Source organism: Nanhaiella sioensis, from assembly GCF_046557775.1.
Lineage (GTDB): Bacteria > Bacillota > Bacilli > Bacillales > SM2101 > Nanhaiella > Nanhaiella sioensis.
Genome location: NZ_JBKAEG010000001.1, coordinates 458181 through 475788 on the forward strand (window position 1 = coordinate 458181; position 17608 = coordinate 475788).

Annotated in this window: 13 protein-coding genes; 1 reads left to right on the plus strand and 12 read right to left on the minus strand. The window is 34.9% G+C overall.

From position 1 onward, the window contains the following. Window positions 1-115 precede the first annotated feature (115 nt). Window positions 116-844 carry a pyruvate formate-lyase-activating protein gene (gene pflA / locus V1503_RS02085; protein WP_214481915.1) on the minus strand — a complete coding sequence of 243 codons (729 nt, stop codon included), beginning with the start codon at window positions 842-844 and terminating at the stop codon, window positions 116-118. 5 nt (window positions 845-849) lie between these two features. Continuing rightward, window positions 850-3096 (minus strand): formate C-acetyltransferase, encoded by a 2247-nt coding sequence (gene pflB / locus V1503_RS02090; protein WP_410629366.1) that lies wholly within the window; start codon window positions 3094-3096, stop codon window positions 850-852. 366 nt (window positions 3097-3462) lie between these two features. Here pflB and V1503_RS02095 point away from each other — a divergent pair, with 366 nt between their 5' ends. Then, window positions 3463-3693 (plus strand): YjcZ family sporulation protein, encoded by a 231-nt coding sequence (locus V1503_RS02095; protein WP_214481913.1) that lies wholly within the window; start codon window positions 3463-3465, stop codon window positions 3691-3693. A gap of 94 nt (window positions 3694-3787) precedes the next feature. On the opposite strand, the gene purU is transcribed toward V1503_RS02095, so the two are convergent. From purU to V1503_RS02145, 10 genes are all read right to left on the minus strand, one after another. After that, on the minus strand, window positions 3788-4687 hold the full coding sequence (purU, locus tag V1503_RS02100; protein WP_410624443.1) for a formyltetrahydrofolate deformylase: 900 nt from the start codon (window positions 4685-4687) through the stop codon (window positions 3788-3790). Between the two features lie 431 nt (window positions 4688-5118). Next, a complete protein-coding gene (locus tag V1503_RS02105) occupies window positions 5119-5613 on the minus strand; it encodes a GNAT family N-acetyltransferase (protein ID WP_410624445.1) in 495 nt (164 codons plus the stop codon). Between the two features lie 866 nt (window positions 5614-6479). Continuing rightward, window positions 6480-7415 (minus strand): ABC transporter ATP-binding protein, encoded by a 936-nt coding sequence (locus V1503_RS02110; RefSeq protein ID WP_410624447.1) that lies wholly within the window; start codon window positions 7413-7415, stop codon window positions 6480-6482. 6 nt (window positions 7416-7421) lie between these two features. Continuing rightward, window positions 7422-8474 (minus strand): ABC transporter ATP-binding protein, encoded by a 1053-nt coding sequence (locus tag V1503_RS02115; RefSeq protein WP_410624449.1) that lies wholly within the window; start codon window positions 8472-8474, stop codon window positions 7422-7424. Window positions 8475-8485: 11 nt separating this feature from the next. After that, on the minus strand, window positions 8486-9433 hold the full coding sequence (locus tag V1503_RS02120; RefSeq protein ID WP_410624451.1) for an ABC transporter permease: 948 nt from the start codon (window positions 9431-9433) through the stop codon (window positions 8486-8488). Window position 9434: 1 nt separating this feature from the next. Beyond that, window positions 9435-10367 (minus strand): ABC transporter permease, encoded by a 933-nt coding sequence (locus tag V1503_RS02125; protein ID WP_320259619.1) that lies wholly within the window; start codon window positions 10365-10367, stop codon window positions 9435-9437. A 207-nt stretch (window positions 10368-10574) separates the two neighbouring features. Further along, complete coding sequence (locus V1503_RS02130) at window positions 10575-12230, minus strand: peptide ABC transporter substrate-binding protein (protein ID WP_214484056.1); 1656 nt, start codon at window positions 12228-12230, stop codon at window positions 10575-10577. A 1381-nt stretch (window positions 12231-13611) separates the two neighbouring features. Then, entirely contained in the window at window positions 13612-14091 is a 480-nt protein-coding gene (locus V1503_RS02135) for a hypothetical protein (protein ID WP_410624454.1), read from the minus strand. Window positions 14092-15021: 930 nt separating this feature from the next. Next, window positions 15022-16683 (minus strand): DUF4179 domain-containing protein, encoded by a 1662-nt coding sequence (locus V1503_RS02140; RefSeq protein WP_410624456.1) that lies wholly within the window; start codon window positions 16681-16683, stop codon window positions 15022-15024. Continuing rightward, the gene (locus V1503_RS02145; protein WP_410624458.1) at window positions 16661-17227 is read right to left on the minus strand and encodes an RNA polymerase sigma factor; all 567 of its coding nucleotides are present in this window, start codon (window positions 17225-17227) and stop codon (window positions 16661-16663) included. The genes V1503_RS02140 and V1503_RS02145 overlap by 23 nt, the downstream gene beginning before the upstream one ends. Between the last annotated feature and the right edge of the window lie 381 nt (window positions 17228-17608).

Below are 17608 nucleotides of genomic sequence, written 5' to 3' on the forward strand. Positions count from 1 at the left end.
ACATTTATCGGTCAAATTTCAAGCTTTATGGATCAATTGCACATATTTATCCCCCAACTAACGTCATCATCATAAAAAGAAGTAACACGATGTTTAGTGTTACTTCTTTTTTTAATCATTTCATAAGTGTAGGTGAGTACGATGTAACTATTTTGTATGCTTTGTCAACCTCTTCGGCTGAAGGTGGATTTGTATCAATTAATTCATTGTCCAAACAAAGTGCTTTCCATTTATATTCACCCATTTTATGATAAGGTAGTATTTCTACCTTTTCAACATTCGATAACGTACCTATAAATTGTCCAAGTCGGTCTAAATCTTGTTCCTGATCTGTATACCCTGGAACGAGCACATGCCTAACCCATATAGGAATTCCCTTATCATTTAAACGGTTTGCAAATGAAATCGTATTTTTATTAGATAAACCTGTAATGTCTTGATGTTTTTGTTCATCTATATGTTTAATATCCAGAAGAACAAGGTCAGTTAAATCTAAGATCTCGTCTATATTTGCAGGTATTACAGATCCCGCTGTATCTAATGCAGTATGAATGCCAAGTGCTTTACATTTTTTAAATAAATCAATGATAAAATCAGCTTGAACTAGTGGTTCTCCACCACTTACAGTAACACCACCATTTGAAAAACTCATATAGGACATATATTTTTTTATATCTTCAATTAAGTCATTCGTATCTTCTTCTTTACCTCCAGCTACTTTCCAAGTATCTGGGTTGTGGCAATAAATACAACGTAACGGACAGCCTTGTGTGAATACGATATAACGCAATCCTGGTCCATCTACTGTACCACAAGTTTCAACTGAGTGAATTCGTCCTTTCATGCTGATCACATACTTTCATGGAATGTTCTATTAATTACGTCTATCTGTTGCTCACGAGTTAATTTAATAAAGTTTACGGCATAGCCAGAGACACGAATCGTTAATTGTGGATATTTTTCTGGATGCTCCATTGCATCTAGTAATTGCTCTCTTTCAAATACATTTACATTAATATGATGTCCCTCTTGTCTCATATAACCATCTAAAATCGAAACAAGGTTACTTATTCTCGTGTCAGCTTCTTTTCCGAGAGATTTTGGAACCATTGAAAAAGTACAGGAGATTCCATCTAAACAGTCATCGTAAGGAAGCTTAGCTACTGAATTCAGCGAAGCTAATGCACCTTTTTTATCACGTCCATGTAAAGGGTTTGCTCCTGGTGCAAATGGTTCACCAGCTTTTCTACCATCAGGAGTTGTACCTGTTTTTTTACCATACACCACATTTGATGTGATCGTTAAAATGGATTGAGTAGGCAGTGAATTTCGATAAGTCGGGTGCTGGCGTAACTTATTCATGAAATTCTCAACTAACTCTGTTGCAATTGAATCAACTCGATCATCATCGTTTCCGAACTGAGGGTAGTCACCTTCGATTTCAAAATCTACAGCGATTCCATATTCATTTCTAATTGGACGCACTTTTGCATACTTAATGGCACTTAATGAATCTGCTACAACAGACAACCCAGCAATACCACATGCCATCGTTCGTAATATTTCTTCATCATGTAGAGCCATTTCAATCCGTTCGTATGAATATTTATCATGCATATAGTGAATTACATTTAATGTATTCATGTATAATTTTGCAAGCCAATCTAGCATCTTATCATATTTTTCAAACACTTCGTCATAACCTAGAATATCTGCTTTGATCGGTTCAAAGTTAGGTCCCACTTGCACACCTAACTTTTCATCAATCCCACCATTGATTGCATATAATAAAGCTTTCGCTAAATTCGCACGAGCCCCAAAAAATTGCATTTGCTTACCGATTTTCATGGCAGACACACAGCATGCAATCCCATAGTCATCACCATATTCTTCACGCATTAGATCATCATTTTCGTATTGAATGGAGCTTGTTTTAATAGACATTTTAGAGCAATAACGCTTGAAATGTTCCGGTAACTCTGTCGACCATAATACTGTTAAATTCGGCTCAGGAGCTGGTCCTAAATTATCTAACGTATGCAAAAATCTAAATGATGTTTTCGACACAAGGGGACGTCCATCTAAACCCATGCCACCAATTGATTCTGTGACCCACGTTGGATCACCGCTAAATAATTCGTTGTAATCTGGCGTACGTAAAAATTGAACCATCCGTAGCTTCATAACAAAATGATCAACTGTCTCTTGTATCTCTGACTCAGTCATCGTCCCATTATTCAATTCTCTTTCAAAATAAATATCTAAAAATGTTGAGACGCGCCCTAGACTCATAGCAGCACCATTTTGTTCTTTTATCGCAGCAAGATAGGCAAAATACAACCATTGAATTGCTTCGCGTGCATTTTTGGCAGGCTTAGAAATGTCAAATCCGTAAGAAGCTGCCATATCCTTCAGTTCTTGTAATGCCCTAAACTGTTCAGAAATTTCTTCACGATCACGAATCACTGCGTCACTCATCATATCATTTTCAAGTTTGGCATGGGCTTTTCTTTTTTCATCCATTAATCGATCTACACCGTATAAAGCTACTCGACGGTAGTCACCGATAATTCGCCCTCTCCCATATGCATCAGGTAGTCCAGTAATGATCCCAGCTTTTCTAGCCTTTCTCATTTCAGGAGTATACACATCAAATACTCCTTGGTTATGGGTTTTGCGGTACTCAGTAAAAATTTTCTCTACTTCTGGTTCAAGCGTAAATCCATATGCGTTACATGCATCCTTCACCATTCGAATACCACCGAATGGTTGTATAGAGCGCTTTAGCGGTGCATCAGTTTGCAAACCAACAACACTTTCTAAATCTTTATTTATATATCCTGGCCTATGAGAAGTAATGGTAGATACTGTTTTAGTATCAACATCCAGTACACCACCATTTTTTCGTTCTTTTTTCGTTAACTCTAAAACTTCTTCCCATAAGCTAGATGTTTTTGCTGTTGGAAGAGCAAGAAAATCTTCATTACCTGTATATGGTGTCACATTATTTTGAATAAAGTCTCTTACATCAATGGCATGCATCCAAGTTCCTTCGTTAAAATTCTCCCATGCAGTTTCTTTTATCATTGTGCTCATTTTGTCCATGTTAACTTCCTCCATTATTATCATTAAATTTTCATTAAAGCGATTTCATTTGTGAATTGTTTCACAACTCAGAGTAAGAAAATAAGAATTAATTGTTTATTTATTACCAATTATACTATTAATATGGTGTATATAACGGATCGTTATTGACGACATTGTGAATTTTTTCACGGATTAATTGTATTGACATGGAAGAAATTAGAGGTTGTAGCAGTTACATAATTCGACTTAATAATATATATATATTCAACATGTTGTAATGAAGGATCATCAATAAAATATAAATAATCTGTATTCTTATAGACAATTTGCCCATTCTTTCATACACATATATGGAGAAGAAAGGGAGGTTAGTTTATGCATAATTATGGGGGAGCTCAAGGATATACTGGATACAACTACGGGGCTGTACCTGATGTTAGACACTCTGCCTACAGATACGGCTACGAGAGAGGTTGTACAAATTCTGCACCCTGTTACAATCAACCTGTCCTTGTTGGTGACTCAGTGGGTACTGGGTTTGCGTTAATTCTTGTGTTATTTATACTACTGGTTGTCATACTTGCAACAGTAGTCAAAGCTATTTAACAACATTTTGAGGAGAGGTGCTGATTCTCACCTCTCTCTATAATAACAACCTTAACATTCATATGTAGTCAACTACGTTAACTACTACAAAATTTTAAAATACAATGGTTTTGTTTTTGTAAACAATCACTCGATCTTCTAGGTGCCATTTAACTGCTAGAGTAAGAACACTTCTTTCAATAGAACTGCCTATTTTCTTCAAGGACTCAACATTATCACGGTGGTTTACTCTCATAATATCTTGCTCGATGATCGGTCCTTCATCAAGGTCATTCGTAACATAGTGGGATGTAGCTCCAATGAGCTTTACACCTCTTTGGTATGCTCTGTCATACGGTCTTGCTCCGACAAATGCTGGTAAGAACGAATGATGGATGTTAATGATTTGATTAGGATATGATTCAACAAAGTCTGATGTCAATATTTGCATATACCTAGCTAAAATTATCAGATCTACCTCATACTCTTTTAACAATTGAAGCTGAGTACTTTCTACCTCTTTCCTATTGTCTTTACTTGCAGGGATATAATAGAAAGGTATATCTAAAGATTCGACTATTTCCCTTGCATCTTCATGATTACTAATGACTAACGCAATATTCGTCATCAAATCCCCATTTTGCCATTCCCATAAAAGTTCCTGCAGACAATGAAGCTCCTTAGAAACGAAAATGGCTGTTTTCTTTAATTCATGAACGAATGTAAGTTGCCACTCCATGGAGAATTGATCAGCAATGCTTTGGAACTGCTTTTTCATAACACTCCCTTTATGTAGCAAGTCTGGACATTCAAATTCAATTCTAATAAAAAAGACGCCACCTTCTGGATTTGTTGAGTATTGACTTGATTCAATAATGTTTGCACCATAGTTAAACAAAAACTTTGAAACTGCCGCTACGATCCCTTGCTTGTCTGCACAACTAATTAAAAGTCTGCCACGGTTCTGTTGTTTTTCACTATATTGATTGAGCATATCCTGTATCGAATTGTTCATACACTTTCTCCTTTATAAAATTTATGTACTATACATGCCTAATTATTTTTAATATATTCTCATAATTCAATAAAGAATACAATGATAGTTCATAAACTTTTTTAAGGATTACAAAATACCCTAGCTAAAATAGACATATACAATTGTTATGAATTCACGGTACATAAAACTACTCATAGATTCTTGTTGAGTTTGTATTGACTTCCTTATACGAAAGACATTAATGAATACGAAACAGCATTAGAAATGAAATGTATGATGATTTATAGATAACCCTTGACAAAAAGCATAAAAGCCACGATTGAGCAATAAACTCAACAATGGCTTTACTTATATTTTATTATATCTACTTATTTGCTCAGTAATACAAATTATGAATTATTGTTGTTAATATTAATAGCTAAGTTCATGTAAAGGATAGCATCTATGTGTTATAGTAACTTGTACATATAATATTCGTTCATAGGTTGACCATTTATGATTAATGAATTCACTTTTTCACCCTCAATAACAAATCCCATTTTTCTATATAAGTTAAGTGCCTTTATATTGTCTTTTACAACTGTGAGTTCCAGCCTAGATATTCCTTTATCTTTAGCCCAATCGAATACACTATTAAATAGACTTGATGCTATGCCTCGTCCTTGAAAATCATCAAGTACACCTAAAACAAGATATGCGGAATGTTTCTTTCGTTTAACTTTACCTCCAAATGCACTCATAAATCCAACTAATTTATGCTCTACTTCTGCTACTAGGAATAAAGAGTTCTTTTCAGCTATAATACTTTCTATAAACTTTCTTTGTTGTTCAAGTGTGGTCGCTTTTTCCCCAGGTTCATATAACATAAATCCTGATTCATCAATTCGTTTACTTAGTTCTAAAAAGCTTTCTGCGTCGCTTACTTCAATTGGTCTGATAATCATCTTAACTCCCCTTATAACCCATAGAAAATTCAAATCCATAGTTTTGTTTATACTTATTCTTTTAGGAATGATATCACAATCTTTTCAACCTTTTGTGTGCACATGCATGCTTTACACCTTTTAAACTATTATTTTATAATCTATTGATAAAATATTAGCTAACATGATACCACTCCACTATGGAATATTATACCTTGAAAGGATCTTTTTTGTCAGTTAAAGGAACTAAGGCATAAAATTTAAATATAAATAACCTAACATTATTTGTTTGATGTAAGATATATTTAAATTTTAGAAGAAACTAGTGACCCCAACCAAAACATTTATCATATAAATAGTAGTTGGTAGTCCCGTAATCTAAAGAAAATTGTTCGTTTTTCAGGGCCACTTTATAGTTAAGCTATTGTGATTTTCTCTTTTGTATTATATTGTCTAACACATTTGAATGAGAGAAAATTACTACTTATTATAAATTATACCAAATAATTCTTAATATTTACTCAATTCATGCTGTTTCCGCATTTTATTGCTGTTATTCGTACTAATAGATAAACATGGATACAACTGTAGTTTCGCGGCATCTTATCTGCTATATTATGAAGAGAATCACATAAGACTTCTTTTTTACCGTGGTAATTTTGTATAATTAACAACAAAGTTTACAAAAGGGCCTTAAGGAAAAATTTAGAATTACTTAAGCAATAAGTAGAATATTAGTATCGTTAATTTTTACAATGGTTTATTGCTTTTAAGATGCCATATACGCAATATGGATTGCATATACCTTAGACTGAAAAGCAGCAATCATTGGGAAAACAGCCTTCAAAAAAGAATGACCTCTATGTAGAGATCATTCTCTTTATAAATTACGATCTGTCCTTATACAGCTTATACTCTGATTCCGAACAGTAAACATAATGCCCTTGTTTTATTTCCCTCATTGTAGGTGTCTCTTTGTCATAATTATGCTGGAGAGGATCATAAATTATTCTTTTACGAGAGCGCTCATGATCTGGATCTGGTAATGGAATTGCCGATAATAGTGATCTAGTATAAGGGTGAATTGGATCGCTATACAGTTCATCACTCTTTGCTAACTCTACAATTTTCCCACGATACATTACGCCGATTCGATCGCTAATGTACTTGACCATAGATAAGTCATGCGCAATAAATAAATATGTAAGTCCTTTTTCTTTCTGAAGTTTTTTCATCAAGTTCACGACTTGGGCTTGAATAGACACATCCAACGCTGAAATAGGCTCATCTGCAATGATAAATTCTGGGTCTACTGCTAGTGCCCTTGCAATCCCTATACGTTGTCTTTGTCCACCACTGAATTCATGTGGGAAACGACTCGCATGCTCACGATTAAGTCCAACGATTTCTAATAACTCATGGACTCTATTCATCCGATCTTGTTTAGAAGAAGCGAGACCATGAATATCAATTCCTTCTGCTATAATATCAGATACTTTCATGCGTGGATTTAGTGACGCATATGGATCCTGAAAGATCATCTGCATTTTTCTATTAAAAGATTTTAATTCCTTTTTTGACTTCTTCCCGTGGACGTTCTCACCATTATAAAATACCTTACCATCTGTTGCGTTGTATAAGCGAATAATTGTCCGCCCTGTTGTAGATTTCCCACAACCAGATTCTCCAACTAAGCCAAACGTTTCACCTTTATATATATCAAAGGAAATACCATCAACAGCTTTTATTGTATTTTCTTTGCTAACTTTAAAATGTTGTTTAAGGTCTTGTATCTCCAACAGCTTTTCTTCTTTTAAGTTCATCTTCAATTACCCTCTTTCATGACTGCGTTTGAAAGATTTATAGTGCACTTTCATTCTCTTCACAATTTCAGGAGGATCAACTTTCGGTGCGCTTTCATGTAATAGCCATGTTTTTGCATAGTGAGTATTTGATACTTTAAACATAGGGGGTTCCATTTCAAAATCAATTTTCATCGCGTATTCACTTCTCAATGCAAACGCATCTCCTACTGGTGGATTAATTAAATTAGGTGGTGATCCAGGAATCGCGTAAAGTTCATCCTCGCTGCCTTCAAGACTTGGCATTGACCCTAATAACCCCCATGTGTATGGATGTTCAGGACTATAGAATATTTCATCTACTGTTCCAGTTTCAACAATCTGCCCAGCATACATAACCGCAACTCGATCAGCTACATTGGCTACGACGCCTAGATCATGGGTAATGAATATAACTGCCATATCCATCTTTTCTTGTAAATCCTTTAATAATTCGAGAATCTGTGCTTGAATGGTCACATCGAGAGCAGTTGTAGGCTCATCACAGATCAATAGTTTTGGACGAGATGATAATGCAATCGCAATGACAACACGCTGCCTCATACCACCACTAAATTGGTGAGGGTATTCATCCACACGCTTCTCTGGCATTGGAATTCCAACCATGTTTAGTAAATTAATCGTTTCCAACCTTGCTTCAGCTTTAGACATGCTTTGATGCTTGATTAGCCCTTCCATGATTTGATGTCCGACTCTCATCGTCGGGTTTAATGAAGTCATCGGATCTTGGAAAATCATCCCAATATCTTTACCGCGGATTTTTTCCATCTGTTTCTCCGTTTTTTGGACAATGTCTTCACCATTAAACATGATTGAGCCCCGTACATACTCACCAGGAGGTGTTGGAATAAGCTTCATAATTGATTGTGTTGTCACACTTTTCCCTGAACCTGACTCACCAACGATAGCTAGCGTTTCTCCTTTGTTCACGTGGAAATTTACTCCACGGACTGCCTTTACTTCTCCTGCAAAAGTGTGAAAAGAAATTGCTAAATCCTTTACCTCTAAAATTGGCTTCATTTTTCTCCCCCCTATTTTCGTAGTCGTGGATCAAGTGCGTCTCGTAAGCCATCTCCAACAACATTAAAAGCAAAAATGGTTAAACATATAAATATAGCCGGGAAGAATAATTGCCACGGATAATATTTCATTGCTGGTACACCTTCACTTGCCATCGTTCCCCAGCTAGCGAGTGGTGCTGGTACACCAAGACCTAAATAGCTTAAGAAAGCTTCAGTGAAGATCGCTGCAGGAACCGTTAATGTCATTGTAATTAAAATGGGTCCCATTGAGTTAGGAACTAAATGTCGAGCCATAATTCTTTTCGTATTTGCACCTAACGTTTGAGCTGCTAGCACATATTCCTGAGATTTTAGTTGAAGGACTTGCCCACGAACGATTCGAGCCATATTAATCCAACCGGTTATAGACATCGCAATAATCATTGTTGTTAAGCCTTGTTCTAATACGACCATTAGCAAAATTACAACTAACAAATATGGAACAGCTGTTAAAATATCGGCGATACGCATTAATATTTCATCCGTTCGTTTGCCAAGGTAACCTGCTAAACCACCCCAAATGATACCGATAATTAAATCAATTGTTGCAGCTGCTAAACCGATAAACAATGAAATTCGTGCTCCATGCCAAATTCTAGTAAACACGTCACGCCCCAAGCTATCAGTGCCAAACCAATGTTCACTTGAAGGTGCTTTATTCGCTTGGGTTAAATCATTTGACGCATAATCATATGGGGTCAAGCTTGGACCAATCCAGGCCATAATTCCGAGTATGAACAATAAAAAAATGCCGAATACAGCTAATTTATTGCTTTTAAAGCGCAGCCAAACATCTTTCCAAAATGTGATGCTTTTCCCTAATTTTTCTGCTTCATGTGCTTCAGATTTAGTTCGTTCGAATAATTCTTTAGGTAAGTTTTGTTGTATCGTTTGTGATTCTTCTATTTGTCTATCCATATTAATCCCCTTTCCCTTGAGACAGTTTAATTCGAGGATCAATTAATCCATATAATATATCTACTAAGAGGATTGAAACGAGTAACAATATACTATAAAACACAGTTACACCCATAATCGTTGTATAATCACGATCTGTAATCGATCGAACGAAGTGGCTACCTAAACCAGGAATACCAAATATACTCTCGATAATAAAGCTACCTGTTAAAATCCCAGCAGTTAGTGGACCCATATAGGAAACAACAGGCATTAAGGCATTACGAATGGCATGCTTAACGACGACAACGGTATTTTTAATGCCCTTTGCCTTCGCTGTTCTTATATAATCTGAAGCTAAGACTTCAAGCATACTTGACCTAGTAAGTCGCGCAATAAACGCCAGCGGTGTCGACGCTAAAGCAATTGCAGGTAAAACATGGTAAGAAAATGATTCAAATCTAGCCACTGGAAATAGCCCTAATTTCATCGCAAATACATATTGTAGGACTGACGCAATGATAAAGCTAGGAACTGATATTCCTAATACTGCAAAGACCATCACGGAATAATCTTGCCACTTATTATGTCTGAGAGCTGAAATAACTCCAAATAATACTCCAAAAGCCAATGCTAGAAAAATAGCCTCCAGTCCAAGTATTAATGATACAGGGAATCCATCATTAATAAAATCATTTACAGATTGTCCGTTGTACTTAAAGGATGGACCGAAATCCCAGCTAGCTACTGAAACTAAATAATCAAAATATTGAGCATACCAAGGCTGATTAAGACCATAATATTCATTAAGTTTTTCTAAAATTTCAGGTGGTGGTGGCTTTTCTGAGGTAAATGGTCCTCCAGGTGCTGCTTTCATAAGGAAAAAGGTTACAGTAATAATTACTAAAAGAGTAATTATTATAAATCCAAGACGTTTTAAAATATACTTAAACAAGGTTGTACACCTCCGCAACATTAACTTGAACTATAAAAACAGGTGACTCAAAGCTAAAGGTCAGACCTACTAACTCCAATTATTGTATAGTATCCGGGCAACATTCCCTATATACAATAAATGGGTTCATGGTCGGATCTTTATGAGTCACCCTCGTTAGTTAACTTTTATTCTAGTATATATCGGTCACTATCATTTATCGATTGGTTATTTCGCTTCGAAATATGCCCATTTATATTGTACGTCTCCTAATCCAGAAACTACAACGCCTTTTAAGTTGTCTTTCTTCACATACGCATTTGTATAATAATAGATTGGAGCAATTGGCATTTCTTCCATGATAAGTTCATCAGCTTTGCTTAAAAGCTCTTTTCGTTTTGCAGGATCTGTCTCTTTGTTAGAATCATCCAATAACTTTTTATACTCATCATTTTCCCATCGAGTATCATTGTTTCCGCCGACCTCTTTATATATTTCTAAGAAGTTCATTGCGTCGTTAAAGTCTCCTAGCCATCCTAAACGAGCAATTTGGTAATTACCCGCATCCATTGCATCAAGATGAACGGCAAACTCCTGATTAAATAATTCCACTTCTACACCTAGATTTTTCTTCCACATATCTTGGATTGCTTGTGCAACTTTAGCATGTGTTTCATTCGTATTGTACGAAAGCTCGATAGCAGGAAGGTCTTCTACACTTGCATAGCCTTCTTCTGCTAAACCTTCTTCCAACAATTGTTTAGCAGTTTCATAATCCGCATCTTTAAAATATCCCCCTTCAGCTGCTTCTGGGAAGATAGATGGTGGAATGATACCAAAGGCTGGAACTTCTCCACCTTGTGTTATATTTTCAACAATTGCTTTACGGTCAATTGAATACGCAAACGCTTTACGAATCTTCTTATTGTTAAATGGTGCTTCTTCAGTATTAAATTTATACCAATATACACCAGCAATAGGCTTAACATTTAAAATACCTGCTTCTTTAAGGCTTGGTAATGCCTCAGAAGGTAAACTACCAGTTGGGTCACCCGCCCAATCTAACTCATCATTGTCAAACATCGTTAATTCAGTGTTTTGATCATTAATCATAATGATCTCAATTGTTTCTAATGTTACTGAATCTGCATCCCAATAATTTTCATTCTTTTCCAGTACAATTATATCGTTATGCTCCCATGATGCTAGTTTGAAAGGACCATTTGAAGTGTAATCAGGTCCAGCATCTAATGCCCAGTCAGCATTTGCTTCTGAAACTTTACTATTCACTGGGAAATAAGTATAAAATGCAGTAAGCTCTAAGAAGTAAGCAGTTGGATTTTCTAGCTGAACTTCAAGAGTCAGATCATCAAGTGCTTTAACACCAACTTCAGAAAGGTCAACTTCACCATTTCTAGCTGCTTCAGCATTCTTTACATAATCAAGAATATAAGCATAGTTTGCTTCAGGGTTTTGTAGCACCCATTTCCAAGCATATTCAAAATCATGTGCTGTTAAAGCGTCACCATTAGACCATTTTAGGCCATCACGAAGTTTAAACGTATAAGTAAGACCATCATCAGACATTTCATAATCCTCGGCCATTGCCATCTCAGGCTTACCTTCTTTACCGACACGCGTTAAACCTTCAAATGATTGTAATAAAACTGCCGAAGAAGTTGTATCTTCTGCTAAGCCAGGATTTAAAGTACTCGGCTCTGAATTATTATTCACACGTAAAACTTGATTTTCTGCAAGTCCTGTTTCATTCGCTTCTGTTTCTTCTTCTGTTTGTTCTTCTGATTCTTCAGTCGTTTCGTTACTTTCTGCTACCTCTTCTGTCTCAGAGGTTGTTTCACTATTTCCGCATGCAGCAAAGACCATAGTGAATGCTAACAGCAATGTGAGAAGCAAATACAGCTTTGTCTTCTTCAAATTGAATCTCCCCCTAAATGTAATTTTTTGTATGTAGTGGTTTTAGCCCACTGAAACTATTATATTATTTACTGAAAATATTGTAAATTAATATTTTTCTTCTTTTTGCAAATTTTATGACTTTTTTTGTCGAAAAATGACCTTAAACCAGTCGTTGTTAATATGGAATATGGCACTAAAAAACTATTAAATGTATTTGATGAAGACATTGGAACCAAAACTTGATTTCCTCATTCTAAATGATATTAAGGAATAAACTATAGAATGATTCGATCTTGTCATGAGCAGAACTTCAAAATATTTATATGCATGCCATCATCGAATAGATCACCCTATTAAAAACAAAAACATATCGACATATTCCTTCGGAACCTAATATTTGCAATTACAAAAACAGCAAATTCCCGGTGAAAGGACATATGCTCACATCAATATTATTTGATCGAAAATAGGATTTTCTTAAACTTTAAACTAAGTTGCTGATAGACATGAGATTTTGTGTTAGCTGTCAATCTACTTACTTTCGTTATAAATACTTAAGTTATATGATGACAGACAATCCGTTGCCTTTCATTACATTTGAACCCCGCTTTCTTTACAAATCAGTTGTAAATATTATCAATCTTTTTGCTTACCCATATCCCGCCCTAACAAGGAGTAAATTCACATTTTCAATGAAATTTCAAATGCTTTTTGCTATGTGTTAAAGTGATGATACCCAAGCCAAACCGTTCTGACTCTCTCAATCATACTCTTACTAAAGCTTGACCAATACCCTGACATTATTCAGGATGTACGAGTATACTTCCATATAACCATGTTGTAAGCCCACACCTGAAACATAACCAAAAGCATTCAGTTTTTCTTTTTGCATCACGAACTTCACCCAAAAATTACAGCGCACAAATAGGATGGGATAATCGTTATCACGTCTATCTCACCCTAAACCCTCTCTTAAATACGGTTCTTCAACATGAAAATATTGTCGAACCACCTTTAGCTAGGGGATATCTTATAATCATATTTCAGCCACCATCTTCGCTAGTAAATTTTTTATTACAATCTTACCAACAAGATCCAGAGGCTTTATTCCTATTCTAAAGTGATGCCGCTTAGTGTCTTTGCTTTGGTGAATCAAAATATATAAACAACCAATCCAGAAAATTAAGAAATTGTGGAGAAAAACTATTTTCTTCGACATCTATGCTAAAACGAGCATTTGATCATACTACTGTGATAAAACTCATAAATAACAAGATAAATTTGCTCCTCATTTCGTGCCATTCAATAGACAATTACGATTTAAACTCTTTAGTCTCGCTTAATACACTTATTTATTCATAAACCTAGCTCCTATATGACGAAAGTGATCAAAGTCGCTCATGATCTTCAAACCATTGTCATTAGATATTGTTACATGTCCATTTACTTCAATAATCTCATCAGTACCGATTTTTAATTTTATCGTATAATCATAATCTATATTGCTATTTTCATCTTCTTCACCTTTTACAAGTACTACATCTACTAATTCAATTTTTTGGTTTAGCTTTTTTGCAACTTTAGGGGCTATATCAAAGATTCTATTTATATTTTGTTCATATAAAGCATCTTCAGATAAATAGTGACTAACATTTTCGGAAATTTCAAACTCTGAAGGGGGTGCAGACGGGTCTTCTATAGTGTACTGCTCTTTTTTGTATGCCATAACAAGTTCATGAACTTCTTCATCATTTACAGCTTCGTTACTGCAAGCAACTGAGCTGATGAGGAAAATGGAAAACAACGTTAATCTAATTAACTTTTTCATTCAAGTCACTTCCTTGTTTTAATTTGAATGTAGAACGCTGCCTTTCGATCACATAAAGAAAAAATATAAATAAAAGAAACCCCAAACTAGTAATTTTAGAAGCATGTTTGGGGTTTTATTATTTTAGCTTTTATTTTTATTAAAGGTAAAGTCTTCGCATAACTCTCATAACTTTGACTTAGGGAAGCTGATGAAACAGGGCTTAGGAATAAGAATGAGTAACTTATATGATTGTTTTCTAATATCCACCATTATAAAACCCATTCAAAGATGATATTTCTCCTCTGTAATATCAGAGTTATTACTTAATCTAAAACATTCTGTAAATGTTGGCGATCAAGTTTATTGTGTCAAACCTTTCATGATCTCTTTTATTATATTGTCTTGTAGCTTGTAACATTACCTGTCTTTGAAACGAATTGCTTTGACTTTAATTCATATTTAAGGCAACCAAGTTAAATATTATAAAAATAACTTTGCATAATCGTTCCTCATCTTCAATCTTACTTATTGGGCGTTCCTTCACTTTTTCAACAAAACGACTCTACATTCCTAGATACAAAGATCAAACAATTTTGTTATATTTCTTTTGCAATGAACTGACTAGGTGATGAACAAATATAACTTTTAGGGTTGATATCCTAGCATCCCAAACAATACAACACTTTATAAAATAAAAAAGACCGGCAGGAACTGATACAAACATGTAAACAACAGCTATCGTAACATCTTTACAACTTTTTTTAAAAAACTTTATAGTCATATTATTACTTAAGTTCTTTTCGTAAAATTTAGCTGCTATTGTTAATGAAAATTGATGATAACCAAGTATTCACTGTAAAGTCAGAACCTTATTATTCAGTATTGAATATTGAGGTTCAATCTAGTTGTAATCCTGATGATCTATATTTCTAAAAAAAGGTTACAATATCATTCTCCAATTTGATAAAGCGGGACCTGCCATTGTTTATCCAATTCATAAAAGCGTTTAACCGAAAGTAAGTGTAATGTGAATTCTTCTGGAATCTCTTCTATATCGTACGCTCGAATGTCAATTGAAGTTTTATAACGATCGTTTTTATCTTTTTTATTGAGAATTGATTTTGTATCGAATGTTGGATATACATTGCCGTTATCATCTTCTATTATCCAATGAACGAACTCAGACGCTAGCTCATCCTTACCACCTTCCATTTCAATAGTGAAGTTGGTTTCTATTTCAATAGGAATAATAGCTTTTCGCAAAGAATATTCATTACGTTTTTTTGCTTTTGTAATTGTCATATAGTTTCCTTCATATTCAAATGTAACTGGATTTTTCTTTAACTCTTTAGGATTAATTATTATCGAAAAATCTGAAGGGGCTGTTTTTGCCACGCCGTCAAGCACAAAAGTCAGTTTTTCATCCTCACCTAGTGGGGTGAAAAACGTACTCCATGCATTATGCCCAAGCAGTGCTAAATCTTCGTTAGAAGTACCTAAACTATGAAAATTAGAATCTATGGAATTATCCTGGAAGATTGTGTCATGATAGGTACGATCATTTTCATGTATGTTATTATGTTCTTCATTTTCCAAATGATAATTAACATCAGACCCATATAGTGTTAAATCACTAATGATGCCTTCACCATACTGTTCTTCAAAATTTTGTATATTTTCTTCAACCTTTGCTAATTCTTCCTCCGTAAATGATGTTTCATACAGTAGTTCATATGATGATGGAGCATAGCGTGTTTCCTTCATCGTGATCATCACTCCATTATAGGTAGTACTTACATCATTTAAGGGTAATGTATGAGTTAATTGTAGACTCCTTGTTAAGTCCACTGGAACATCTAGCTGCCAATTGCCCTTTACACCATTAATATTAGATATGTTAAATACTAACGTGAACGCCTCTCCTAATTCCTCGTATTCTCTTAAAGGGAATTCAATAAACCCATAATCATCTTCACGCTTCATCCAACTCTTCCGTTCCATAGGAATAATTTTGCCATTTTGAATGATTGCTGAAATGTCATTGTCCATGTCCTTAGGATGGACAGACCAGTCAATGTCATAGTCAATTATTTTGCCATGCTCATTTACCAATTGATATGATATAGCTAGACGAGAAGGATCTGCAATGACATCTTCAACTTTAAATGTTATATTTTGATCAGTAACTTCAAGGTTTACTCTTTCACCGACACCAGCTTGGGATGCCATTCTTAAGCCATCATCCACTTGATTTGTAGAAAACAGGCCACCAATTAATTGAGCAAAGCTAGGCTGTAATACCGCACTTAAGCTTACAGTTAAAATGATGCCTGCTACAGTGAGCATGATTCTTTTTTTAGTCGACCTTTTCTTGCGAGTAACCTTCTGTTTGTATGGTTCTAACTGGTCTAGAACGGTGGAAGCAAATTGATCAGGTAGTGTAGGTGTTTGTAATGTTTCCTTTATAAATCTTTGCTCATCTTGAAAAGCATTTACGACATGCTGACAATGCACACAATCTTTTAAATGATGTTGAATTGTAGTGTGTTCTTGTATCAGAAGTAATTGATCTACATACTGAGAAAGTTTATCTGTCGTTGGACAATTCATAGAAGTAATCCCCTCCTTGTTTTACAGTAAGCCTCATCTTCCTCTTTGCCCGATGAAGTTTATTTCGTACAGTTGATAAAGGCAAGTCTACCAGCTCACTTATTTCGTTATAGCTGAGTTCATTTACATACCGTAACAAAATAACCATACGCTCATCTTCTTGTAACGTTTCGATTAAGCGTTCAAGCTGCCTTTGTTTCTCTTTTTTCAAAAAAATGACTTCAGGATCATTCATGTTTAATAGATCTCCTTCGTTGATTTCAACCTGCTTCATCTTATAGTGCTTCTTCCGAAATTCGTCTATACAATGGTTAATAGCCACTCGATACATCCAGTTCGAAAACGAGCCTTGGCCGTCATATTTATGCAACTGATGATACACCTTTATAAACACCTCCTGCACTAAGTCTTGTGCGTCTTGTGGATTTTTTGTCATCCGTAGAATCGTTGCAAATAACGAATTTTTATATTTATTAATAATGTGTGCGTAGACTTGTTTATTGCCACTTAGCACTTCTTCTACCCATTTCAGTTCTTCTTCCATAATGACCTCCTGACAAGATAAAACGATCATGCGCATTTCTCGATTCGTCTATCATTTATAATAACGGGTTTATGAGTGAAATAATTTCAAATAAACATAAAAAATTCCTTAAGTTAACATATTTTTATAGAATATGGTGTATTTTACATTATACAATTGACATGGTCATAAAGGGTTTAAAAGTAGGGGGTTTCATAACACGACTCAAGAAGGAGAAAAACCTATATCTTCATTAGTGGAAGCAAGGGCTGAAACAGGAGATTAGATTTTGTTATAAGGATCATTACATGTGATAAAACTGACATCTATACAATAATTCTCTTTTTACATTAATGATTTAATCATCAAATCCAGTGTAGCTTATTAGCGTATAGCAGATTA